The organism is Chryseobacterium sp. T20 (assembly GCF_047345655.1).
In the GTDB taxonomy this organism is placed as follows: Bacteria; Bacteroidota; Bacteroidia; order Flavobacteriales; family Weeksellaceae; genus Chryseobacterium.
Genome location: NZ_JBLFDU010000001.1, coordinates 686816 through 712511 on the forward strand (window position 1 = coordinate 686816; position 25696 = coordinate 712511).

The 25696-nt window shown below is 35.5% G+C and carries 18 protein-coding genes; 9 read left to right on the forward strand and 9 right to left on the reverse strand.

Translation table 11 applies throughout. The features are described from left to right. Window positions 1-106 precede the first annotated feature (106 nt). Window positions 107-3016 (reverse strand): protein translocase subunit SecD, encoded by a 2910-nt coding sequence (gene secD / locus ACMA47_RS03130; RefSeq protein ID WP_413928638.1) that lies wholly within the window; start codon window positions 3014-3016, stop codon window positions 107-109. A 217-nt stretch (window positions 3017-3233) separates the two neighbouring features. Between secD and ACMA47_RS03135 the strand changes: the two genes are divergently transcribed. Beyond that, the gene (locus ACMA47_RS03135; RefSeq protein ID WP_413928639.1) at window positions 3234-4604 is read left to right on the forward strand and encodes a PQQ-dependent sugar dehydrogenase; all 1371 of its coding nucleotides are present in this window, start codon (window positions 3234-3236) and stop codon (window positions 4602-4604) included. 296 nt (window positions 4605-4900) lie between these two features. On the opposite strand, the gene hemN is transcribed toward ACMA47_RS03135, so the two are convergent. The 3 genes from hemN to ACMA47_RS03150 all read right to left on the reverse strand — a co-directional run bounded on the left by hemN (window position 4901) and on the right by ACMA47_RS03150 (window position 9019). After that, entirely contained in the window at window positions 4901-6259 is a 1359-nt protein-coding gene (gene hemN / locus ACMA47_RS03140; protein WP_413928640.1) for an oxygen-independent coproporphyrinogen III oxidase, read from the reverse strand. A 178-nt stretch (window positions 6260-6437) separates the two neighbouring features. Further along, complete coding sequence (locus tag ACMA47_RS03145) at window positions 6438-7451, reverse strand: WD40/YVTN/BNR-like repeat-containing protein (RefSeq protein ID WP_413928641.1); 1014 nt, start codon at window positions 7449-7451, stop codon at window positions 6438-6440. 56 nt (window positions 7452-7507) lie between these two features. Then, window positions 7508-9019 (reverse strand): amino acid permease, encoded by a 1512-nt coding sequence (locus ACMA47_RS03150; protein WP_413928642.1) that lies wholly within the window; start codon window positions 9017-9019, stop codon window positions 7508-7510. Between the two features lie 164 nt (window positions 9020-9183). Between ACMA47_RS03150 and pnuC the strand changes: the two genes are divergently transcribed. The 5 genes from pnuC to ACMA47_RS03175 all read left to right on the forward strand — a co-directional run bounded on the left by pnuC (window position 9184) and on the right by ACMA47_RS03175 (window position 15150). After that, window positions 9184-9846, forward strand: coding sequence for a nicotinamide riboside transporter PnuC (gene pnuC / locus ACMA47_RS03155; RefSeq protein WP_413928643.1), 663 nt, complete (start codon window positions 9184-9186; stop codon window positions 9844-9846). A 4-nt stretch (window positions 9847-9850) separates the two neighbouring features. Further along, window positions 9851-10516 (forward strand): hypothetical protein, encoded by a 666-nt coding sequence (locus ACMA47_RS03160; protein ID WP_034696292.1) that lies wholly within the window; start codon window positions 9851-9853, stop codon window positions 10514-10516. 89 nt (window positions 10517-10605) lie between these two features. Beyond that, window positions 10606-11373: a diaminopimelate epimerase gene (gene dapF / locus ACMA47_RS03165; protein WP_079241193.1), complete on the forward strand. Its 768-nt coding sequence runs from the start codon at window positions 10606-10608 to the stop codon at window positions 11371-11373. Window positions 11374-11406: 33 nt separating this feature from the next. After that, on the forward strand, window positions 11407-12432 hold the full coding sequence (mltG, locus tag ACMA47_RS03170) for an endolytic transglycosylase MltG (protein WP_413928644.1): 1026 nt from the start codon (window positions 11407-11409) through the stop codon (window positions 12430-12432). A gap of 132 nt (window positions 12433-12564) precedes the next feature. Next, entirely contained in the window at window positions 12565-15150 is a 2586-nt protein-coding gene (locus tag ACMA47_RS03175; RefSeq protein ID WP_413928645.1) for a TonB-dependent receptor domain-containing protein, read from the forward strand. A gap of 45 nt (window positions 15151-15195) precedes the next feature. Here ACMA47_RS03175 and ACMA47_RS03180 read toward each other — a convergent pair whose 3' ends face one another. From ACMA47_RS03180 to ACMA47_RS03195, 4 genes are all read right to left on the reverse strand, one after another. Next, window positions 15196-15648 (reverse strand): adenylyltransferase/cytidyltransferase family protein, encoded by a 453-nt coding sequence (locus ACMA47_RS03180; RefSeq protein ID WP_034696297.1) that lies wholly within the window; start codon window positions 15646-15648, stop codon window positions 15196-15198. Window positions 15649-15788: 140 nt separating this feature from the next. After that, window positions 15789-16811: a UDP-glucose 4-epimerase GalE gene (gene galE, locus ACMA47_RS03185; RefSeq protein WP_413928646.1), complete on the reverse strand. Its 1023-nt coding sequence runs from the start codon at window positions 16809-16811 to the stop codon at window positions 15789-15791. Between the two features lie 26 nt (window positions 16812-16837). Continuing rightward, window positions 16838-17296, reverse strand: coding sequence for a hypothetical protein (locus ACMA47_RS03190; protein ID WP_413928647.1), 459 nt, complete (start codon window positions 17294-17296; stop codon window positions 16838-16840). Between the two features lie 7 nt (window positions 17297-17303). Beyond that, on the reverse strand, window positions 17304-18428 hold the full coding sequence (locus ACMA47_RS03195; protein ID WP_034696300.1) for a DegT/DnrJ/EryC1/StrS family aminotransferase: 1125 nt from the start codon (window positions 18426-18428) through the stop codon (window positions 17304-17306). 88 nt (window positions 18429-18516) lie between these two features. On the opposite strand from ACMA47_RS03195, the gene ACMA47_RS03200 reads away from it, so the two are divergent. Beyond that, window positions 18517-20118 (forward strand): S8/S53 family peptidase, encoded by a 1602-nt coding sequence (locus tag ACMA47_RS03200; protein ID WP_413928648.1) that lies wholly within the window; start codon window positions 18517-18519, stop codon window positions 20116-20118. 209 nt (window positions 20119-20327) lie between these two features. Here ACMA47_RS03200 and ACMA47_RS03205 read toward each other — a convergent pair whose 3' ends face one another. Further along, on the reverse strand, window positions 20328-22862 hold the full coding sequence (locus ACMA47_RS03205) for a phosphoenolpyruvate carboxylase (RefSeq protein WP_413928649.1): 2535 nt from the start codon (window positions 22860-22862) through the stop codon (window positions 20328-20330). A 295-nt stretch (window positions 22863-23157) separates the two neighbouring features. On the opposite strand from ACMA47_RS03205, the gene ACMA47_RS03210 reads away from it, so the two are divergent. Together ACMA47_RS03210 and ACMA47_RS03215 are read left to right on the forward strand one after the other, a co-directional pair. Continuing rightward, window positions 23158-24915, forward strand: a complete 1758-nt coding sequence (locus tag ACMA47_RS03210; RefSeq protein WP_413928650.1) for an AAA family ATPase — start codon at window positions 23158-23160, stop codon at window positions 24913-24915. 27 nt (window positions 24916-24942) lie between these two features. Then, window positions 24943-25548 (forward strand): hypothetical protein, encoded by a 606-nt coding sequence (locus ACMA47_RS03215; protein ID WP_413928651.1) that lies wholly within the window; start codon window positions 24943-24945, stop codon window positions 25546-25548. Window positions 25549-25696: the final 148 nt, after the last annotated feature.

Sequence of the window (25696 nt, forward strand, 5' to 3'; positions counted from 1 at the left end):
ATTCCCAATTTATCATTTGAAATGATCAAAAAGAAAAAAAAGGATAAGTATATAAAAAAAGACCACTTCTTTCGAAACGGTCTTTACTAATTTATTGTAGTTTGTATTACTTTGAAGCAAGTTCTTCTTTAGCAGAAGTGGATTTTCCATGTACCTCTTCTTCTTTCCCTGTTTTAAGGAAGTCGTAAGCAATTGCAGACGCAATAAAGATGGATGAATAAGTACCGAATCCAATACCAATTAACATCGCAAACATGAATCCTCTCAAGTTATCACCACCGAAGATGAAGATCGCAAGGATAACCAAAATCGTAGTGAATGAGGTGTTGAATGTTCTACCCAATGTACTTGAAATAGAGTCATCAAAAAGACCTGCTAATGTTAAAGATTTTTTCTCTCTCAGGTATTCTCTAATTCTGTCGAAGATAATTACTGTATCGTTAATTGAGTAACCTAATACAGTAAGAATCGCAGCGATGAAATCCTGGTTGATCTCCATGTTGAACGGCATATATTTGTGAAGCAATGAATATGCTCCTAAAATAATTACCGCATCGTGGAATAGAGCAGCAACTGCTCCAAGAGAGAACTGCCATTTTCTAAATCTCACCAAGATATAAACGAAGATCATTGCTAATGCAGCTAATACCGCATAGATACCGTGAGTCTGGATATCATCAGCAACAGAAGGTCCTACTTTCTCAGAAGAAATAATTCCTGCGTGTTCTTTATCAGCAGATTTGAAATCTTTCAATGTAGTTCCTGCCGGTAAGTTTGATTTTAAACCTTCGAATAATTTCTGTTCGATAATCTGGTCAGCTTTTAAAGATTCATCTTCGATAAGGTAATCGGTAGAAATCTTTAATTGTTTGTTGTTTCCGAAAGTTTTAGCTTCTACAGAAGAGTTCTTACCGTCTTCAGTTTTGAATAATGCTACTAATTTTTCTTCAACATCTTCAGCTTTTACATCTTTATCAAATCTTACCACATAGTTTCTACCACCGGTAAAGTCGATACCGTATTTGAAACCGTGCGTTGCGATTGAAATCACACAAATAACGGTAAGAACAGCAGAAACGATGTAAGCATACTTTCTCTTTCCGATGAAATCGATCCAGGTATTTCTGAATAGGTTCTTCGTAGCCGGAGTCCAGACAGAAAGTCCTTTTCCTTTATTTAATCTTGAGAAAATCATTACTCTTGAAAGCAATACAGACGTAAATAATGTCATTAAGATACCGATCATCAACGTCAGTGCAAAACCTTTAATAGGCCCTGTTCCGAAGAAGAACAATACAACTGCCGTTAGGAAAGTCGTAGTGTGACCATCGATAATCGCGTTTAATGCATGTTTGAAACCATCTTTGTAAGCTTCAAGGATACTTTTCCCAGCGAATAATTCTTCTTTAGTTCTTTCATAAATGATAACGTTCGTATCGACCGCTACTGCCATCGTAAGAACGATACCCGCGATACCTGGAAGCGTAAGGGTAAAGTCACCCGAATCCATAATACCGAAAATATAGAATAAGTTGATCACCATCGCAATTACCGCGTATACACCAGCTCCACCGTAGTAGAAAATGATATAAACAATGATAATAGCAAATGCAATGATAAACGACATTAAACCAGAATCAATAGCCTCTTGTCCTAAAGATGGACCTACAACAGTAGCCTGAACTACTTTTGCACCTGCAGGCAATTTACCAGCACCTAACACATCTACCAATTCTTTAGCTTCTTCCTGAGAGAAGTTACCAGAGATCTGAGTTCTACCGTTAGGGATAGCATTTACAACGTTAGGAGCTGTGTATACTCTGTTATCAAGAGTTACGGCAACTGGTTTTCCTACGTTTTTCTCAGTTAATGTTTTCCACTCTTTTGCTCCTTTAGAGTCCATCTGCATATCTACCACTACTCTGCTTAGTTCATCGTAGCTGATCGCAGCAGTTTCCACAGCACCGTCTACCGGAGCTTTTTGGTTGATGTTACCTCTGATCGCATACAATACTAAGCTTTCACTATCTGTAGCTTCAGGTTTGTAACCCCACATGAACTGTGTATATTTAATGTTAGCCGGACGTAAAGACTGACCTACCTTGCTGTTTAAGATTTTATTTACAACTGCAGTATCAGATAATTTTACGTTAGCAACACCATTTGTTCTTAATTTGTCAAGCTGTAAAAGGCTCATGAAGTTCACATTCTTTGCCACTCCCATAGAATCTCCTTTTGTAGCAACCATAGTTGTCAAAGTCTGGAAATAAGGTGCAATTTCAGGAACCTGCTGTACTTCCCAGAACTGAAGTTTTGCAGAAGTCTGAAGCATTTTCTTCACTTTATCGATGTCCTTCATACCAGGCATTTCCACAGAAATTCTCGCTGTACCAGGTACTCTCTGAACGTTTGGCTGGATAGCTCCAAGTTTGTCAATTCTCGTTCTGATTACCTCGAAAGCTGTTCCTACAGATGCATCGATTTTTCTTTTAACAATGCTTTTCACCTGCTCATCAGGCGTGTTGTACTTCACCTCAGTAAGGGTTGTATTTCCGAAAATTTCCGGATCTGCCAACTTAAGGTTTGTCCCTTTAGCTTTGTTAATTACATCGAACTGCTCGAAGAAGTTGTCGATGTAAGGTTTAGTAGAATTCTTCTGTGCTTCATCAGTTTTGTTTAAAGCCTCAATAAGAACAGGATTTGTAGAATAATTGGTTAAATCATTCACAAGATCTCTCTGGTTGATTTCCAAAAGAACGTTGATCCCTCCTTTCAAGTCAAGACCAAGTTTCATTTCCTTGTCTTTGGCTTTAGTGTAATAAAGTTTTGTGAATCCTAAATTCAAAGTATCCTTAGAAAGTCTTGCGATTTCTTTTTGATACTTCTCCGGATTGTCTCCTGCAATAGCAGTCGCCTGCTTTTCAATTTTGCTGGCGTACCATGTTGGTAATAGCTCGTTTAAGCAAATCAACCCTAGTACAATAGCGACAATTGTAATAAGTCCTTTTCCTTGCATTTTGTTATAACTACGTTAAATTAAGTCGGCAAATATAATGATTTTCTTGTATTTTATGAATTTTTAACAACAGAAATGGTTTATTTTCAGATATATTGGTATCGTGATTTCTATTTAAGATTTAACAATTTTTTCATACTATCATAATGAAGTCTTCAAAATATGATTGGTATAAAATTTTCATTCACTTCCCCAACACACTAACTCTCAAAATATTATGAAAAAATTACTTTTTTGCATCAGTATTTTTTCTTCCTTAATTATTAATTCTCAAAGCATTAATTTGGAAGAATTTGTGACAGGACTTACCAGCCCTGTAGAGATTACGAACGCCAATGACAGCCGACTTTTTGTGGTTCAACAGGACGGTATCATTAAAATTATTCAACCCAATGGGACTATTAACACTACCAACTTTCTGAATATCGGATCAAAAATTACTTTCGGCGGTGAAAGAGGCCTTCTCGGTCTTGCCTTTCATCCCCAATACTCTACCAAAGGATATTTTTTTGTGTATTATAACAATCTTTCAGGCAATATTATTGTTGCCCGATACAGTGTAAGTTCAACAGATCCAAACGTAGCAGATCCTGCCTCTGAAAAAATACTGTTGAATATTCCCAAACCATTCGACAATCACAATGGAGGAAGCATTCATTTTGCCCCTGACGGAAAGCTTTGGATCATCACCGGAGACGGAGGAAGTGGTGGCGACCCGAATAATAATGCCCAAAATAAAAATATGTTATTAGGGAAAATGCTGAGAATCGATGTGGATGCTACCGGACCTTATAATATTCCGCCTGACAATCCCTTTGCCGGAGCCGGAGTGGATGGTGCAGACGAGATATGGGCTTATGGTCTCCGAAATGCCTGGAAATTTTCTTTTGATCTGACTACCGGCAATGCCATGATTGCTGATGTTGGCCAGGGAGCAATAGAAGAAATCAACAAAATGCCCATTACTACAGCCGGATTAAATTATGGCTGGCGCTGTTATGAAGGGAATAATGCTTACAATACGGCAGGATGTGCTGCACAGTCCACCATGACCTTCCCTGTTGCTGTATATAACCATTCTGGCGGAAAATGCTCTATCACAGGCGGCTACGTCTACAGAGGAAGCCAATACCCTTCACTTCAGGGGAAATATTTCTTTGCTGATTATTGTTCTTCTCAGATCGGAATGCTGGATACCAATAATGCCATTACATGGACGACTCCTTATTCCGGAAATAACTTTTCTACTTTTGGAGAAGATTATCAGAAAGGATTGTATGTCGCAGATTTAACCAATGGAAAAATTTTCAAAATATCTACAGGAACTTTAGGAACTCATGAAAATACTTTAGGAACAGTAAAAGTTTATCCTAATCCTGCTTCCAAAGAAATTTTCATTGATGGAGTGAAAGATAAAAAAGCAACCCTGGAAATCATCAGTGCGGAGGGAAGAAAATTGATGGAAACGGATCAGATTATTAATGGCAAAGGAATTAATATTTCAGGGATTCCTGCCGGAGTTTATTATATTAATCTAAAATCCGGGGAACTGAAATCATATAGTCAGAAATTGATTATTAAACAGTAGCAGCTGGTTGTAAACGCAAACGAAACGCTAAAGCTTTTAAATTCTCTAAAAAAGGATCGCAAAAGCGTTTCATTAAGCAAAAAAAATTGGATATTTCTTAAACCATTAAGAAGGATTTAAGCAGTAAAGCATAGTTAAGTTAAGATAAATAATTCTGATTTTTAAGCTTAAAGCGAAGCTCATCTTAATACTCTAAACACCTTAATGCAATCTTAATGTTTCAAAAAAGTTTAAACTATTTCAAAATAAGCCCATAGGTCAATAAAAAAGCGGTTCACAACTGAACCGCTTTTGTTTTATATTGTCATTGAGAAAATCCTTGTTTCGGGTTTATTTCTCATCATTCTCAGGTCAAAAACCATCGCCACATTTCTTGTAAAGGCTCTACCTGCTTCTGTAATTTTAACTTCAGTTCCATTGATCTCAACTAAACCATCGTTTTCCATTTCTTTCAGCATTTCCAGCGCATTGTCAAGCTCAGGGAAAGAATTATTAACATCAAAAGTAGTTTCAAGCTGGCACATCAGATTCAGAATATGTCTTCTTACCGTAAGATCCTCATCGCTCAGAACGTGCCCTTTTACAACAGGAATCTCACCCTCTTCAACCATTTTCTGGTATTCCTCTACAGTTTTTACATTTTGGGCAAAAGCATACCAAGAATCTGAAATAGCAGACATTCCAAGTCCTACCATCAGTTGGGTATTGCTGGAAGTATAGCCCATGAAATTTCTGTGAAGCTTTTTATGAATCAAAGACTGATACAGATCATCGTGCTCAAGCGAGAAATGATCCATCCCTACTTCAATATATCCTAAATCCTGAAGAAGCTTTTTGCCATCTTCATACAAACGGCGTTTTTCTTCTCCGCTTGGAAGATCATTTTCATCAAATCCTCTTTGTCCAACACCTTTCACCCATGGAACGTGTGCGTAAGAGTAGAACGCCAATCTGTCCGGCTTCAGCTCCATAGTCTTTCTGATGGTGTGCTCCATTGCTTCCCAATTCTGGTGTGGCAATCCGAAAACAAGATCATGACTGATTCCTCGGTATCCGATTTCCTTAGCCCATTCTGTAACGTTTTTTACATTTTCAAAAGGCTGGATTCTGTTGATTGCTTTCTGAACTTTAGGATCATAATCCTGAACTCCAAAACTTACTCTTCTGAAACCAAGATCATATAAGGTCTGAAGATGTTCTTTCGTGGTATTGTTTGGATGCCCTTCAAAAGAAAATTCAGGGTGTTCCGCAATGTCTACCGATGAAAAAATACCTTCCAGTAATGTTCTTAAATTCTCAGGAGAGAAAAACGTAGGAGTACCACCTCCAAGGTGTAATTCTTTCAGTTTAGGTCTTTCGTTGAAAAGATCAAGATACAGTTTCCATTCCTTTAAAACACTTTCCAGATAAGGTATTTCAACACTATGTTGTTTGGTAATACGCTTATGGCAAGCACAGAACGTACACAATGCCTCACAGAAAGGCAAATGGATGTAAATAGAAATTCCCTCCTCTGCATTGCTCTCATGAAAAGACCTGATTACGGTTTCCTTCCATTGTTCCGGTGAGAATGTTGATTCATCCCAATATGGAACGGTAGGATAAGAGGTGTAACGCGGTCCGGGAATATTATACTTATCTATTAAAGAGTTCATTTTGAAAATTAAAATTTTATAAGGACATGAAATTTAACATCATTTAAATTTCATCTTACAAAATTAACCATTAGTTATGAATTTTAACCTATGAATTATATTAGGTTCTATTTTATAATGAGTCTAAATACGTATGATCAGGCTTTTGACAAATAGTGATAAATTCTATTCCTGATATTTAAAATTTTAATTTCATCACTGCAATTCTGTTATTTCCTGCAAGAACCACACGGTTAGCATCAATCCACTGGCAGACAAAGAAACCTTTCTCATCAGAAATTTTCTTCCAAGTTTTTCCAAAATCTGAAGAATAGCTGATATGCTTGTCTCCTACTGCTACTATTTCTTTTCCTTTTGATCCCGGTTTAATTTTCACACAGGTTGTATATCCTGCATTCTGTCCTGAAGCCTGAATCTGCCAGGTTTCACCAGCATCATGAGTAGTTGCGATATTATTGATATTGGCATCCTGTTTTGTATAATCCCCTCCTGCAGCAATCCCAAAACGGTCTTCAAAAAAATCAATTGAATACATTCCCTGCGAAGATTCTCCCTGTATGATTGGGGTGTTGAACACTTCTATTTTTTCATCTTTCAGATTCATTCTTAAAATTCTTGAAGCTTTCCCTCCAGTTGCAATCCATAAGTATTTTTTAGAGGATGAAATATTGGTATTACTGGCAGCAAAAGCAGCTTCTCCTTCATTTAATTTTACATTATTCTTAAACATGCTCCATTTCCCTTCTTTGTACACAGCCAGTTTCAACATCTGATCTTTATCTGCATCACTAAAAGTATAGGCCAGCTTATCATTCACAAAATGCAAAGCATCATAAAAAGCTGTTTTCGCTGTATCTTTAAAAACAACCTGTGATTTCAGAGTTTTCTTATCGATAGCAAAGAAACGTCCGGGACTCTCAATATTGATAGCATAAAAAGTAGTTTTATTTTGCGCTAATGTTCTGAACTGAAGTTTCTCTTCGGATAATTTTATCTGTTTCTGGTTTTTATAATCTTTAAGATCTACAAACCCAAATTTGGCATCTGTACCACTGTACCAGACCTTGTTATTATACAGTTCAAGAGCTCTGATACTGATCTTATCATTAAGAATGGTTTCAAGGCTTTCCACCTGTTGGGAAAACGCTGTAATTCCTACGGACAGGAATAAAATGGACAAAATATTTTTCATAGTAATAGTATTGGGACAAAAAAAACCGCCGAAGCGGTTTAATATGATAATTAATCTTAATTCTGATATTTTTCAGGATTGTTTAGCTTACTGTTTGATTTTCCATACAGGAAGTATACTAAACCTCCTAAGAACAACCATACTGCAGAAAGTTCCAAAGCATGAGCACTTAAGTTAAAGATCAAATAAATATTGATAAATACTCCCAGTGCCACCACTATTTTGTAAGCAGGAACTTTGAAAGGTCTGATCAAATTAGGTTCTTTTTTTCTCATCACCCAAACGGCAATACAAACCAGTGTAAATGCGAACAGCGTTCCGAAACTTGTCATATCTGCCAATGTTGAAATTGGAGTAAATGCCGCGATCAATGCTACCACAAGTCCTAACAAAATGATTCCTTTGTAAGGTGTTTTTGTTTTTGGATGAAGATCACCGAAGAATTTAGGAATCAATCCGTCTTTTGCCATCCCGATGAAGATTCTGGACTGTCCCATCATCATTACCATTACTACGGAAATTAATCCTACAGTAGCTGCAATAGTTACGATATTACTCGCCCAGTGCTTTCCTGCAATTTCGAAAGCATACGCTACAGGAGCTTTGATAGCATCCGGATATTTACCTTCCGGGTTAAAGTCTGTATAATGCATCATCCCTGTTAATACAAGAGATACACAGATATATAAAGCAGTACAAACCAATAATGAAGCGATAATAGCGAAAGGTACATCTTTCTTAGGGTTAATAGCCTCTCCAGCTTGTGTAGAAACAGCATCAAAACCAATATAAGCAAAGAAAATAGCTGCTGCTCCGGAAATAATTCCTTTAATACCGTAGGCAGAAACCATATCTCCCTCAGAATTTTTAATCTGAACCTGATCCGGAATAAAAGGCTTCCAGTTTTTAACACCGTCTACCGCATTGTAAAGATCTGTATTAGAGAAAATAATATATACACCAGCGATAATTACAAAGATAACCGCTGAAGTTTTCATTAAAACGATCAGGTTATTCGCTCCTGCAGCTTCTTTAGTTCCTTTTACCAATAATGCAGTAATTAAAAGAACAAGAATGAATGCTGGCAGGTTCATTGAAAAACCATCTCCGGTATAACTTGCCGGATCTGATGTCAGATAGCCAGGCAAGTGAATATTAAAAATCTTTAAAAATTTGTTAAAATATCCGGACCAACTCACGGAAACAGCCATACTCGCCATGGCGTACTCGAGGATGAGACACCATCCCATGGCCCATGCAAAAATTTCTCCTACTGTTCCATATGCATAAGCATAAGCTGAACCCTCTACAGGAATAATGGATGCAAATTCTGCATAGCATAATGCAGCAAAAACGCAGGCGATCCCTGCTATGATAAAGGAAATGGCAAGTGCTGGTCCTGCGTGATAATAGGCTCCTGTTCCAGTAAGAACAAAGATTCCACCACCGATGATAGCACCCACTCCAATTGCTGTTAAACTCCATTTTCCAAGGACTTTTTTCAGCTCACTTTTCTTCATATCTGCCTCATAGGCACTTAGTGGCTTTTTAACCCAAATTTTCGACATGTTTTTTTATTTATTAAGGATTTACGAAAATATAAAAAATTTAGGAACTCCCACGTTTATCGTTAAACTTTCCTCATTTATTTTACATTAAAGGTTTAAAAACCTGAACAACACATTATATAATCCATTTTAAAAAGTCCATATTTTTGCTTATTTTTGATTGCATGAATTTATATGATCTTTTTGTAAAGCCTTATGAAAGCTATGATTCTTTACAAATTACGTTGGAAGCATCAGGTGCAATTTTCGGAATACTGAGCGTATTTTTTTCCATAAAGAAAAATATATGGGTATACCCTACTGGCATTTTTTCAACCCTGATCTATGTATATCTTCTTTTCAATGCCGGGCTGCTGGGAGACTGTATGATTAACGTCTATTATACTGTCATGAGTATTTATGGCTGGATTCTATGGGCAAGAAATTCTGAAGATCATGTTCATGTAGAAGTTACATGGGCTACCCGAAAAGAATGGATACATGCAAGTATTCTTTTTGTGCTGAGTTTGGCATTTGTTACTTTTATTTATTATTGTAAACCTTATATTGATCATTTAGAAGGTGCTTATTTGGGATTATATCATCTCGATTGGGCCAATTGGATGGATATTTTTACCACTTCCATATTTTTAGTAGGAATGTGGTTGATGGCCAAACAGCGCATTGAGAGCTGGATTTTCTGGATTCTTGGAGATCTTATTTGCATCCCTATGATGATTTTTAAGGGACTTGGAATCACTTCGGTTCAATATTTGGTATTTACTATAATGGCGATCTTAGGATACGTCAATTGGAAAAAAAGTTTTAAAGAAAAAAAAGTACAATAAAGTCATGAAAAATTTATTTAAAATAGCAATCAGTATTTTTGCTATTACCAGTTTAACCTCTTGTTTAGCATATACTGACGGATACGGAAGCAATAGTGGTTACGGATATGGTGATCCCTATTACAACAATGGGTATTATTATGCTCCTTCAGGATACTACGGAAGCGGTGGATATTGGGGCAATGACGGCTATTATTACAGAAATAACGTTAACTATTACTATGATAATGGCATTCCTTATTATTATGACAGTTATAATAACTCCAGAAGAAAAGTCTATGTAGAAAGAAGATCTTCTTCTTCGTCAAGACCTCAAAACGGGTTCCAGAATACGCGTACAACGAACAGTAACGGTTCATACAATAATAACGGAGGATTCAATAATAATAGAAACTCTAACAGCAATAGCGGATTCAGAAACCAGAATAGTGGTTATCAAAACAATCAGGGAAACCAAAACAACAGTGGTTTCAGAAACTCCAACAGTAACAGCGGATTCAGAAATCAAAACAGCAGTAATCAGAACAACCAGGGAAACCAGAATAACAGCGGTTTCAGAAATTCTGAAAGCAGCAGATCAGAATCTTCTGGCGGTGGATTCAGGAATAGCTCAGGCAGCCAAAGCACCAGTTCAAGCAGACAGCAGAGCGGCGGAGGCGGCTTTAGATAAAACGATTATAAATAAGGAAACGAACAGCTAACACTGTTCGTTTTTCATTTAAAATATAGTAATTTTGCTTCTTCATTTAACAAAAAAATATGGAATTTTATAAATATCAGGGAACAGGGAATGATTTTGTAATGGTAGACAACCGTGATCTTCAATTTACTAAAGATAAAGATAGCATTGAAAAATTATGTGACAGACGTTTCGGAATAGGTGCTGACGGTCTTATTCTGTTGGAAAACGATCCTGAATATGATTTTAAAATGGTGTATTACAATTCTGATGGTGGGGAAAGTACAATGTGTGGAAACGGAGGAAGATGTCTTGTTGCTTTTGCTTTTTTCCTGGACATTTTTGAAGACAAATGCAAATTCATTGCAACGGATGGTGAACATGAAGCTGAAATCCATAACGGAATCATTAAATTAAAAATGATCAATGTGGATACTGTTTCCCATGACGGAAATGATTTTGTTCTGAACACCGGATCTCCTCATTATGTAAAATATGTAGATAACCTGAAAGATTATCACGTTTATGACGAAGGATATGGAATCAGAAATTCTGAAAATTATAAAGAAAAAGGAATCAATGTGAACTTTGTAGAAAAAATTTCGGATAATGAAATTTTTGTAAGAACCTATGAACGAGGCGTTGAGGACGAAACTTACAGTTGCGGAACAGGAGTTACAGCTTCTGCTTTAACTTTTCTGCAAAAACATAATCTAACCTCTGTAAAAGTTAAAACTTTAGGCGGAAACCTTAAAGTATATGCTGAAAAAAGCGGTGATGCATTCCAGAATATTTGGTTGGAGGGTCCTGCAAAGCAAGTTTTTAGAGGTAAGACAGATCTTCTTTAAAAACAAAAAACTTTTAATCAACATTTATAAAGAATGAAAAAAGCAATTCTCATTGTCATTCTGCTGGTTTTTGTAGTGGCAGGATTTTTTGGTTTGAGATTTTATAATAAATATTTAGGAAATAACGTAGAAAAGGATGGTTATGTTCTGATTCCTCATAGAGCAGGCTTTAAACAGATCCTCGATTCTATTGCTCCTTATATTAAGGACAGAGAGTCCTTTGAAGCTGTAGCTAAGGAAAAAGGCCTTGATACGAATTTTAAAGCAGGGCGATATCATATTCAGAGCGGAACAGGTAACAAAAACCTTGTCAATATGATCAAAGCAGGTAACCAGACTGCAAATTCTTACAGAATTGGTGATTTTGGAGATATGTATCAGATGATTGGTAAGGTGACTAAAAAAACAGAAATTGATTCATTACATTTTGTGAATGATCTGGATGCTGTTGCGCAGGAGAAAGGCTATAAAAATGTTGAAGATTTAAAAAAATATTTTTTCATTGATACTTATAATTTCTTCTGGACAGTAAGTCCGAGAGAATTTTTTTCCAAGTTCGAAAACCAGTATAATGATTTCTGGACGAGTGAAAGAAAAAACAAAGAACAACAGTCCGGTCTTACAAGAGATCAGATTTATGCTCTGGCTTCTATTGTTTACAAAGAGTCCGGAGGGAAAAAGGACGAAATGAAAACAATTGCTGGATTATATTTAAACCGTTACAGAAAAGGAATGAAACTTCAGTCTGATCCTACGGTAATTTATGCAATTAATAAGCAGACTAATTTTAAAGAACCTATAAAAAGGGTATTATATAAGCATTTGTCTACACCATCACCTTATAATACTTATGCCAATGCAGGTATTCCTCCGGGACCTATCTGTGTAGTGGATAAGAATTCAATAGATGCTGTTTTAAATGCCGAAAACAACAATTATATATTTATGTGTGCTGATCCGGCAAGATTCGGATACCATAAGTTTACTGCAAATGCTGAAGAACATGCAGTGAATGCAAAGGCTTATCAGGACTGGCTCAACTCAAAAAATATAAAATAGGCTTAGAAAGCACCTGAAAATTTAAACAGTTAGAAAAAAACATACAACCATAATGTTTTGAAGATCAAATTGATATGGATATTCAAAATATTAAGGGTTATTCTTTCACGATCTTATACAAAAAAATAACCTATGAAGAATAAGACAGAAATTGTCAATATTTTCACCAGAAAAACTTTAGGACTTACCTTAGTACTTTCAGCGGCAGCACTGGCTTTTGCACAGGAGAAGGCTGGAGTTTCAGGAATCATTGTCAACAAAAAAAATCAACCGGTTCCTTATGCTTCCGTAACTTTCAGCAATAAGGCCAACAAGACTTTAAGTGATGCTGTACTGACAGATGAAAAGGGGCAATATACGCTTCAGCTTATGCCCGGAGATTATGATATTACAATAGAAGCCATTGATTACAAAAAAAGTGTAGTCAGCAAAATTATTGCAAAAGCAGGTAATATCGGTGCTTTATCTATTGAAGCAGAGCCAACCTCTACTGTTGATGGTAAAACAAAGGAAATACAAGGTGTTGTGATTACTGCTTCAGCAACCAAAGCATATAAAGTAGAACTTGACAAAAAGACCTATGATCCTTCACAGGATATTGTAAGTAAAGGAGGAAATCTTCAGGATGTTTTGACCAACGTTCCTTCGGTTTCTGTAGATACAGACGGAACGGTATCGATGAGAGGAAATTCCAATGTAAAATTTCTTATCAACGGAAAGCCATCTTCACTTCTTGGAATAGACGATGGAGCCAATGCTTTGCAAAGTATTCCTGCGGATCAGATTGAAAGAATTGAGGTAATCACCAACCCTTCTTCTAAGTTTGAGGCAAGTGGAACTGCAGGTATTCTGAATATCATTCTTAAAAAGGATAAAAAAATGGGATTCAATGGTAGTGTAACAGGAACTTTAGGTTACCTTCCAAGAACCAATCTTAATGCGAACCTAAACTGGAGAAAGGGCAACTGGACCTGGTTTTTAAATGGCGGCGGTGGTTATCAGAAGAATGAAAGTACCATGAAGAATACAACCACCAGAAAGGATGATATTGGCAGCCTGGCTTCTGATGCATTCCCTTTTACACAGTATTCTCAACAAAATGGTAAGACAACCAGAGAAAGTGACACTTATAATGTGACTGCTGGTTTTACTCATGATTTCAGCGATAAAACTTCCATCAATTTCTCAGGAATGATCAGAAGTTTTGATACCGATCAGACAGGTCTTAATTCTTATAATGAAAGACTGTATACAACTCCTACTTCTGGTGTAAGCAATGTTTTAAGGGAAAGAAACAGCTACGGAAATAACACAAACCTGGCAACACAGTTTGATCTTGGACTTGATCAGAAAATTGGAGATAATGGTCAGTCATTATCCGCATCTGCAAGTTACCAGACGAACAAAACAGACGGAATTAATAAAATTGTTCAAAGAACATTTATTGAAAATATCGTACAGCCAAACGGCAATATCATCAATAATGTAAGTACAGATTCTAAAACGGATACCTTCATTGGAAAAATCGATTATGAACTTCCAATAGGTGAAAAGTCTAAATTAGAAGCCGGAGCACGTTATGATTATAACAGAAATACTTATAACTATTTTGTAGATCAAAAGCTAAACGATCAACCTACAACTACCAGGTTCGATTTCACAAGTAATACGGTATATTCTGAAAAGATTTTGGGAGTTTATGCACAGTTTAAAAGTAAAATTGGAGAAAAATTTGCGTATCAATTAGGATTAAGAAGTGAGACTTCAAAAATTGACGTTAATTTTCAAAATTTTGATGTAAACGGAAACCCGGCAAATACTCCGGAGGTTAATAAAAACTACACTAAGTTCTTTCCTTCTGTATTTTTAAGCTATGATCTGGCAAAGAACAATCAGATCTTGTTAAACTATTCAAGAAGAATTAACCGTCCGAGAGCTTTCTCCCTGATTCCTTTTATGTCTTTTGATGATGACAGAAACTATTTCAGAGGAAACCCGAATCTTAATCCAACCTACGAAAACTCTTTTGAACTTGGATACAATCTTTCAAATAAAAAGATCACGTTTAATCCAACTTTGTATTTTAAAAAGTCTGAAGACGAGCAAAACAGATATCAGTATGTAGATCAGACAGGAGCCGTAAACACCATTCCTTTCAACGTGGGTACGGAGACCAATTATGGTTTGGATCTGAACGGAACTTACGATCCTTACAGCTGGTGGAAAATAATGCTTTCTGCTGACCTTTACGGATATAAAAATACAGGAAGCTATAACTTATTCCCTGACAATCCAAAAACCTTAAATGATTTCTCAGGTTCCGGATTCTCATACAGAATACGTTTTAACAATACATTTAAGCCTACTAAAAACTTAAGCCTTCAAATTCAAAGTTTCTACAGAGCTGCTGAGAAAACAGCTATGAACAACAGAAAGGCAATGTATGGGATAGATTTTGGAGCGAGCCAGACCATATGGAAAGGAAACGGAATTATAGGATTCAACATCAGAGACATCTTCAATACCAGAAAAATGAAAAACTTCTCTGATAATGCTCAGTTTACCAGAGAAATGGAAATGCAATGGCAGCCAAGACAGTTTGCTTTATCCTTCACTTATAAGTTCAAGCAAGGTGAGAAGATTGATGCCAAACCTAAAATTAAAAAAGATATTAATTCTAATACAAAAGGCGACGAAGAACAAGGTGGTCCAATGTAATACAACAAAAATCCCGAAAGTTTCTTTCGGGATTTTTTATTTCTGTTATTTTACAGGTTCTGCTTTTGCGTATTTTTCTTTTTCAGCTTCATAGATTCTTCTTCTCAGATCGCTGGTGGAAAACCTATGGTCTCTTTTGTTGAAAAAAAGCTCAATTCCTTTCTCTTCACAGTATTTCTTACCTGTAAAGTCTCTGTCCATATAATCATCCCCGATGATTCTTACGTCAATCACAAATGATTTAAGAATATCCAAAAGGTCTTCTTCTGTGTAATAAGGAATAATCTCATCCACAGCATTCACCGCTTTCAGTTGGATATATCTTTCAACAATAGTCTGACTTGGCTTATTTTTGTTTGGACGATCGTGGGACGGATCGATTTGAAGTCCGACGATTAAATAGTCACATACTGTTTTAGCTTCTTCAAGCATTTTAATGTGACCTGCATGTAATAAGTCAAATGACGAAAATGTAATACCTATTCTCTGTGTCTTCATATTAATGTTAAAATTAAAGTTCCGCTGAAATAAATGTTTTCTAAAAAGATAAAACACTAAATTTCAAGGAAGATGTTTTTGTAATTTGTTTTATGATCGTTTAAATTGCTCTTTCTATATAAGCATTTCTCAATGCTAAGTTATGAATTTCTGGTGTTCAGATATTTTTGCCATTCCCAAACCGTTCTTAAAGCCTCTTCAAGCGAGGTTTCAGACTTCCATTTGAGTCCTTTTTCTGCTTTATCAGGGTTGGCATAGGCAATAGTGATATCTCCTTCTCTTCTGGCACAGATCTGATAAGGCACTTCTACATGATTGGCTTTTTCAAATGCTTTTACCACTTCCAGTACAGATGAACCTTTTCCTGTTCCCAGATTGTAGGTATCTATCACAGCATCCGATGAAGGATCTTCTATCAGTTTCTTTAATGCGGCAACGTGTGCTTTTGCCAGGTCAACAACATAGATATAATCACGAACGGCCGTTCCATCCTCTGTAGGGTAATCATTACCCCAGATATTCAGTTTCTCACGTACTCCAGAAGCCGTCTGCATCACATAAGGCACTAAATTATTAGGAATCCCTATCGGCAATTCTCCCAGCTTTCCGGAAGGGTGCGCTCCGATTGGATTAAAATATCTTAATAGTGATATTTTACTTTGATAGGCTTTTGCAAAATCAATCAGGATCTGCTCTCCCATTTGTTTTGTTTTCCCATAGACACTTTCAGGGGTTTTCAACGGAGTATTTTCATCTATCGGCATTACATCTGCTTGTCCGTATACCGTACATGATGAGCTGAAAATAAAATTGGAGATCTTTCTTGCTTTAAATTCTTGAAGAATATTAATCAGAGAAAACAGATTATTCTCATAATAATCTACAGGAATGACCTGGCTCTCTCCTACCGCTTTAGAGGCAGCAAAATTGATACAACCATCAATCTGGTGAGCATCAAAAACCTGAGTAAGAAGTTCTTTTCTTCTTAAATCAAAAGGATAAAAAACAGGCTTCTTACCTGTAATTTCCTCAATATTTTTTAAAATAAACCTTTCCGTATTGGATAAATCATCTACAATAACCACTTCAAAGCCGTTATTGAGAAGTTCTACAACAGTGTGAGACCCAATATATCCAAGTCCGCCAGTAACAAGTATTGCCATTTTTATTTTTTAATCTTAGCGCTTTCTTAGTCTTCGCGTTTTCCTATATTTTCTATTTCATTTATTCCTATTTCTTCTTTCTCATTACTTTTATTAAGATAAAAGATATAAAAAACAATAAAACCTATAACTCCTGTATTAAAAGTAATTACAAAGTTATAATATGAGTTATTAACATAAGTTTTAATCAGGGTATATTCGGCATAACAAACCAAAATAAAGATCATTACTGCAAAAAAATTAAGGATAGTCTTTGCTCGTTTTATTTTAAAATAAATGATCGCTACCGAAATTAAATTTATGATAATATAAAAAGAGTATTTTGCAATATTTTCAGAAATACTCTCTTTATAATATGTTGAATAAGATGAGGAATTATAAGACTTCAATGTATTTATGATATAGATTGAATAAAGCCCTGCAATAAAAAGGTGAAATCCTAAAAAGAATTTATACTTTCTCCCTTTTAAAAAAAATTCCTTCATGCTTATTTTATCCCATAAACTCAAGCACTGCATCCGTAATATACTTCAGCTGCTCTTCGTCCAATTCTGTATGCATCGGTAAAGAAATTACCTGATCCAAAAGCTTATCAGTATTCACAAAGTCTGCTGCATTACTTTCCTGGAAGTATGCTTTTTGCTTTCTTAATGCTACCGGATAATAGATCATTGCAGGAATTTCTTTTTCCGTTAAAAACTTCTGAAGTTCATTACGTTTTCCATTCAGAATTCTTAATGTATACTGGTGGAATACGTGAGTAGAGTTCTCCGCTCTTTTTGGAGTCAGGATATTCGGGTTTCCTTCGAATGCTTCATCATAAAAATCAGCTGCTTTTCTTCTCGCTTCGTTGTAAGAATCCAGGTGAGGAAGTTTCTTTCTTAAAACCGCTGCCTGAATGCTGTCCAAACGTGAGTTTACTCCTACCTCATCATGGTAATATCTTTCGTACATTCCATGGTTTACAATTCCTCTTAAACGGTGAGCTAATTCATCATTATTGGTAAAAATAGCACCTCCGTCTCCGTAGCATCCCAGATTTTTTGACGGGAAGAAAGAAGTAGTTCCCACAGTAGACATTGTTCCTGCCTGTTTTACAGTTCCATCAGAGAAGGTATATTCTGAACCAATTGCCTGAGCATTGTCTTCAATAACATATAAATTATGCTCTTCAGCAATTTTTAAAATTTCTTCCATGTTGGCACACTGTCCGAAAATATGCACCGGAATAATCGCTTTTGTTCTTGGGGTAATTGCTTTTTTAATCTGTTCAGTAGAAATTGTGAATGTATCATAATCAACATCTACCAGTACAGACTTTAATTTAAGCAGGTGAATAACTTCTACTGTAGCAGCAAAAGTAAAATCAGCCGTGATAATTTCGTCTCCTTCTTTCAGATCCAAAGCCATCAGGGCAATCTGTAATGCATCTGTACCATTGGCACACGGAATCACATGTTTTACTTCTAAATAAGACTCCAATTCATTCTGGAAAGACTTTACTTCAGGACCGTTAATAAATGCCGCAGAATCCATTACATTCAAAACTGCATTGTCTACATCATTCTTTATTTTGTAATACTGACTTTGCAAGTCAACCATCTGAATTTTTTTCATATACTAAATATTTCTGTAAAAATAAGGAATTTAAAATCCTATCAAAAATTTTATTGATTTTGTTTTTATCTTTATACAAATAAATTTTATGAAAAAACTTTTACTCTTTTGTTTCCTAACTGGTTACCTTACCGTTTCCGCACAAACGGAACTCGTTTTTGTTTACTTCACGGATAAGCCTAATAAAGCTGCATTTTATGCAAATCCGCTATCAGAACTCAGCCAGAAATCACTCAACAGGCGTACCGCGCTGGGAATTCCGCTCAATGATCAGGATGCTCCTATTGAACAGTCTTACCTTCAGAATCTTCAAAATTTGGGATTTGTTGTTACGGATTATTCAAAATGGCTTAATGGTGCAGCAGTCAATGCCACTCCTGCACAAAAAATATTGCTTCAGGCTCAAACGTATGTTTCCTCTGTTGAGAGTTTTGCCAGAAACAGTTCTACTACCGTGAAAACAGCACCAGGAAAATGGAAAGACGATGCCAGCATTAATAAAACACTTACCAATTTTAATTATGGTTCCGGAGCAGGACAAATAGATCAGGTCAATATCCGACCGCTCCATCTGGCAGGCTATACAGGAACAGGAGTTTCCATAGCGGTGATTGATGCCGGATTTCCAACGGTGAACACAGGAAGTGCTTTTTCAAGATTGTGGACCAATAATCATATCAAAGCCTCTTATGATTTTGTGACCAAAACCGGAGATATTTACAATGCAGCTCTCAGTACTCATGGTTCTGTCGTGTTAGGTGTTATCGGTGGATATCTGCAGGATGTTTTTGTAGGAGCAGCACCTGATGCTGATTTTTATCTTTACCGAAGTGAAAATGCCGCTGTAGAAATTCCCGAAGAAGAACTATACTGGATTGAAGCGGCTGAGGAAGCAGATCGAAAAGGAGTAGAAATTATTACCTCATCATTAGGATACAATGTTTTTGACGAAAGCCGTTATAATTACACGTATGCCAATATGGACGGAAATACCTCCTTTATTGCCAGAGGTGCTGGGATTGCTGCTGAAAAAGGTATTTTTGTTCTTGCTGCTGCAGGTAACTCCGGACAACAGCCCTGGCATTACCTTATGACTCCTTCTGACAATGCAAAAGTATTTTCTATCGGATCTGTAGATTCAGCCGGAAATGCATCCGGGTTTTCTTCTTTCGGGCCTAACGCTCTCGGAGTGGTAAAACCAGACGGAAGTACACAGGGAACCGGTACAACAACCGTGTATGATAATGCGACCTTAGTTGTAAATGGAACTTCAATTGCTACACCAATTGCTGCTGGAGGTGTTGCATGTCTTATTCAGGCATTTCCAACGATGAACAGAGAGCAGATGAGAACAAAGCTGAGACAGACAGCTTCACTTTATCCTGCCCATTCAGATCAGACAGGATTTGGAATTCTTAATTTCGGAAGCTTATACAATCTAGTCCTAAATACCTCTGAGACGGTAAAAAAAGAAACGTTTTCTATCTTCCCGAATCCTGCAAAAAACATTCTGAATGTTGCCTCAGAGCAAGAAGTTCAGTCCCTGGAAATTTATGATAACCTGGGAAGGCTCATCAGAAAAAGTAACCACCAGAAATCTATAAAAGTAGAGGATTTTGCAAAAGGAACCTATTATCTGAAAATTCAGACGAAGGATAAAGTTTTCTATGAAAAATTCTTAAAAGAGTAATCTTTTTGTTTCTCGCAGATTATTCAGATTGAGCAGATTTAGTACAACATAAACATCTCTGATCTGCTTAATCTGCGGGAGATACTCTTATAAAATTGGTTGCAACCTATTTGGGCTAAAGCCCAGGGATGGGGCAAAAAAAAGAATGGGCTTTAGCCCATTCCTATTGATATAATATTGTACGACAGGTACAAAACTTTCGTATTAACTTAAGCTGAGTTTCTGCTCGCATTGATATTCCCGAATAAGGAACGGGTTACCAGCTTTTCATAAGCTTCTTTGTTTCCTTCTCCTTTCTGAATTTTCATCAACGCATACTGCTGGATACTTAGCAATGGAAGGACAATCTTCTCACGGATCTTCACAGATTTTCTGGATAACGGATCTTCTTCCTGAAGCATTTTGAATCCTGTCAGCTCCAGCATAATATCTCTTGAAAGCTCATATTCATCGAAAAGAACATTCCAGAATGCACCGAATTTCGGATTGTTTTTGATATAGTAGGTCAAAGGGAAATAAGACTTGTTCATACTCATCATGGAGTTCAAAACTAAAGTTTTAAAGAAGTCGGAACCTTTGTACAATTCTCTTACCTCTTCAAACCTACCCTGTTCTTTCATCTTTTGCATCGCAAATCCAAAACCGAAGAATCCTGGGACATTCTGCTTCAATTGTGACCATGAACCTACAAAAGGAATCGCTCTCAGATCTTCAAATTTCAGTTCACTTCCGCTTCCTCTTTTGGAAGGACGGCTTCCTATATTGGTTTTTCCGTAATATTCCAGGGTGCTCATTTCCTGAAGGTAAGGAACAAACATTGGATGTGCTTTTAAGTCTGAATATTTTTGATAACTGATATCCGCTAACTCAATAATCAATGCTCTTTCCTTTTCTGTAAGATCTTTTTTTGCATTTTTGAATACGTCATTTTCTACACCAGCAGTCAGAAGCTGTTCAAAGTTATATTTTGCCTGTTCTTTATTTCCAAAAATACTGGTTATCGTCTGCCCCTGAATTGTTAGTTCTATTTTATTATTCGCAATCGTTTTTCCCTGAGAAGCATAGAAATCGTGGGTCTTCCCTCCTCCTCTGGCTGGTGGCCCGCCTCTACCGTCAAAGAATACCACTTTAATATTATTCTGCTCAGAAAGTCTGGTCAATACTTCTTTGGCTTTATAAATTTCCCAGTTGGCTTTTAAATACCCTCCGTCTTTGGTTCCATCCGAGAATCCAAGCATAATCGTCTGCTGATTTCCTCTTTTTTCAAGGTGTTTTTTATAGACAGGATTATGGTACAGCTCATTCATCACATGCTCTGCATTGGCAAGTCCTTCCATTGTTTCAAATAGTGGAACAATATCCATATTGATAGCTTCATCTTGATAACCGCAGATTTTAAAGAATGCGTATACATTCATAACATCTTTTACGGCATCAGAATTGGAAATAATATAGCGGTTCATTCCTCTCAGTCCATTCAGATTCTGAATGTCTGTAATCTGTGAAACCGTTAACAAAGTATCTTTTACAATATCTTCGAAATCTTCTGCATTGACAGTTTCTGAAACCTGAATCAGTTTATTGAACTTCTGTTCATAATCAGTTTCTTCATTTCCGTAAACTTTTGTATATACCTCATCAATCACTTTCTGATGAATTCTGCTGTCCTGACGGATATCCAATGTTGCAAAGTGAGTCCCGAAAATCATCACACGGTCTCTGAAATTGACCAAAAGATCTAAAAACAAAGAGTTATGCTCATTGATTAATATTTTTTCCGCTTCATTGGCTTTCTTTAAAATATCTTCGGCTTTAATGCTTTTTCCGTCAAAAATTGCAGCATACAGCTCTTCACTTAATTGGGTCAGCACTTCGGAAACGCCTCTGAAACTTAATCTTCTCCTGATAAATTTCAAATGGCTGTAATAAGACTTCAGAATGGCTGAGCGAAGTTCTTCCGCTACTCTTTTCGTTACCTCTGCGGTTACAAAAGGATTTCCGTCTCTGTCTCCTCCCGGCCAGAAACCAAGCTGGATAATATCTTCATGAAGGTGAAAATGACCGTTTCCGAAAGTCTTTTTGATCTTCGTAAACAGCTCACCGATGGTATCATAATACACATATCTCAGGTAAGAAATAATGCTCAGCGCTTCATCTATCGGAGTAGGTTTTTCTTTATTGACAAAAGGAGTCTTCCCCAGCTGCTGCAGAAGCATATCAATCTGCGTCACCGAATCACCGGTAATCGCTCCTCTCAAATCCTGAATAATTCTTTGTACTGAACTCGGATAAAACTGAGTCGGATGCGCAGTAAATACAACCTTAACACTGAAATCTTTTAATTTCTCACGTACCTTTTCAATTTTATGATCCTGAAAAGAACGTTCAAAGAGGTTGGTCACAGTTCCGTTATCACTTTCTGAATGGAGATTAGGAAATGCTGCATCTTCAATACTGTCAAACAAAACTACCTGTCTTTCTATATACTGGATGATCTTGAAAAGCAGTTCCAATTTCTGCTCTTCGTTCTGGAGATCGGTATGGTTTTTAAAGAATTCTTCGACGATATCTTCAGGGGTTTTCCCTACTTCATAACCGGTTCTGCTTTCTTCATAGAGAAACGGAAGCAGCATTCCGATATTCGTCATTTTATCATAAGGCAGGCTCATAAATAATGAATTGTAGATCTGGAACTTATTTTCCACAATCTGCCTGAATTTTTCTGCGCGTTGGTCATGTATCATAGTAACAAATGTAAGCGATTTTGAAATTAATTTAATTGACAAATGACAAAAATTAAGGTCGAAACACAAAAAAATAATATTAATTCTTGTTTAAAATTTGAGTAGTTTTAACAGCGATGCTAACATCGAAGTAGTAATATTTAAAAATACTATTAATGGACTATTAAAATGGCATTTAGTATGATTTTTTAAATAGTCTCAAATTTTTTATTATCTTTTATATCTTACTTATTAAATAAAAAATATTATTTAAATTAGCTCAATAACTACACAAATTGAAAAAAACTAATATAATATGGAGTTATCAGAAATTCGAATAAATAATTTTCGATCAATAAAAAATGAAAAAATAACTTTTCCTCATAACTGCATTATTTTATTGGGAAAGAATGAAGCAGGAAAAACAAACCTACTAAAAGCTGCTGCCGCAGTTTTTGATGAATATAATGTTTCTAATAAAGACAAAAGAAAAAGGCTTGATAATGAAAAAATAGAAGAATATTATATTCGTGCAATTATATCTCTAAATGAAACCGATTTTAAAAAAGTTTTAGAAAAATTTAAAAATAAATTTAAATCTTCTGAAATTATTAAATTTAAAAGTGGTAAAACATTACTAGATTTTATTTCTAAATACTACAATTTACTTATTACCATAGATATTGCTGATAATAAAAAAGCCTATTATTCATACTGGACTTTTAATAAAAATGATTTTATTTTAGAAAATGAATTATATGTAACCAGTAATAATTCTTTAATCAGTACATCTACAGAAGGAATTCAAAAATTTAATTTGGAAAACGAAATTTTCAGTATTATAAAATCTTTATATAACGAAAATCCAATTAAATGTCATTATTGGCAGTATAGTGAAAATTATCTACTGCCAAACTCTGTATCTATAGATGAATTTATCTCAGCACCCGAAGAACATAAAGCCCTAGAAAATATATTCCTATTATGTGGGCGTGCAAATGTAAAAAAAGAATTTGATGACGCTTTATCTGAAGATGGGGACTATTCGAATCTTTTAGAACAAATTTCTAAAAAAGTAACCAATACTTTTCAAAAAATATGGAAAGATTTTAAAGGAACATCAATACAATTGTTACCTAATGGAGATGAAATACTGATAAAAGTTGTAGATAAAGCAAAATATAACTTTGAAGATAGAAGTGATGGTTTTAAAAAATTCATTAGTATATTATTAATGCTTTCCACTCAATCTAGGTCTAATAAGATATACGAAAATGATATAATTTTAATAGATGAACCTGATCAAAGTCTATATCCAACAAGTGCACAACATCTAAGGGATGAATTAATTGAAATAAGTAAAATAGCAAAAGTTATTTATTCAACACATTCTCAATATATGATTGATTCTAATCATTTGGATAGACATTTTGTTGTGGAAAAGAAAGATGATATAACAAGTATTATCAAGGAGCATATCAATTCACCTTATATAACAGATGAGTTGTTAAGAAGAGCTATTGGCTCGAGTATTTTTGAATGTTTAAGACCAATAAATATTATTTTTGAAGGATATTTAGATAAACGTTTATTTGAATTATATATTAATTACAATAATTTAGATAAAGACTTTAGTTCATTTGGCAAAGTCTACTTAAGTGGAATCTCTGGTGCAGATAGTCTAGTGCAAATTTTATTATTAGCTCAAAAAAAATTCATTATTATAGCGGATTCAGATGAAGCTTCTAGAAATAAACGTGCGGATTTTGAAAAGACATATTTTGAATTTAAAAATAATTGGATAGCATATGGTGATATAGATAACAAATTGTCAACCATGGAGGATTTCTTTACAGTAAAATTTCTACAAGACCAAATATCAAAAGCAGGCCATAATTATTCTTACGATGAGAATAAAAATGCAATTTATAATATTGATAAGGCTACAAATAAAGATAAAATCTTAAAACAAGATATAAAAAATGCACTTGTAAAAGTTGTGAAAAAAACTCACATAACTGATAATTATCGTAAATTTATTGATATCATAAAAGAAAAACTGGAGCAACTTTAATTCTGCAAAATAAATTTAGAATTCTCTATGAAAGTAATCATCGCATTTTCCCTGATTCTCTCCAATCTGCTTTACAGTCAGAGCAAGATTCCTGATGATTATAAAAAAATTCCTGATATCCTTGATACGGTAGAATATCTCTATCCATTCATTGTTCCTGATAAAGACTATGCTTACTGGCGCGTTCTGAGCAATGATGTGGACTATGAAAAATCAGTACTCTATGAAAGCCAGGCTCCTGATTTTATGACCATCAATGAACCGGTTCCTGAAAAAGGTTTTTTCCAGAAATGCATTGGGAACAACTGTTTTTCATACATTCTTGCATGTAAAAACGAAAGATCTGTTTATTTTTCCAATGAGCAGCAACTGAGAGATTTTATCGGAACGGTTGATAATCTTCCGGAGGCTATTTTACTGGCAAAAACGTATGGGTATTCTGTGGATACAAGTAACCGCTTTACCGGAGCTTATAAAATTGAAGACCGCCATATTTCAATGTACCTTATGCAGTCAAAGGGTTGTCCGGCTGTGAAAGAATCTTTTTGGATCAAAATAAATAGAAAAACCGGAAAACTGGAGTCAAAAAGCAATGGAATGTACGCGAAGGATGAAAACTGTACTTCATTGTAACTGAATTTTAAAAAACGCCAAGGCGCAAACTAATTTAACAAGATACAGCTTTAAGGCGCGAGGATTTTATCTGCGATAAAATTTATAAACTGCTATTTTAAACCATTAAGATTTTTGAAGAAATTAAGGATAATGAAGATCCATCTTT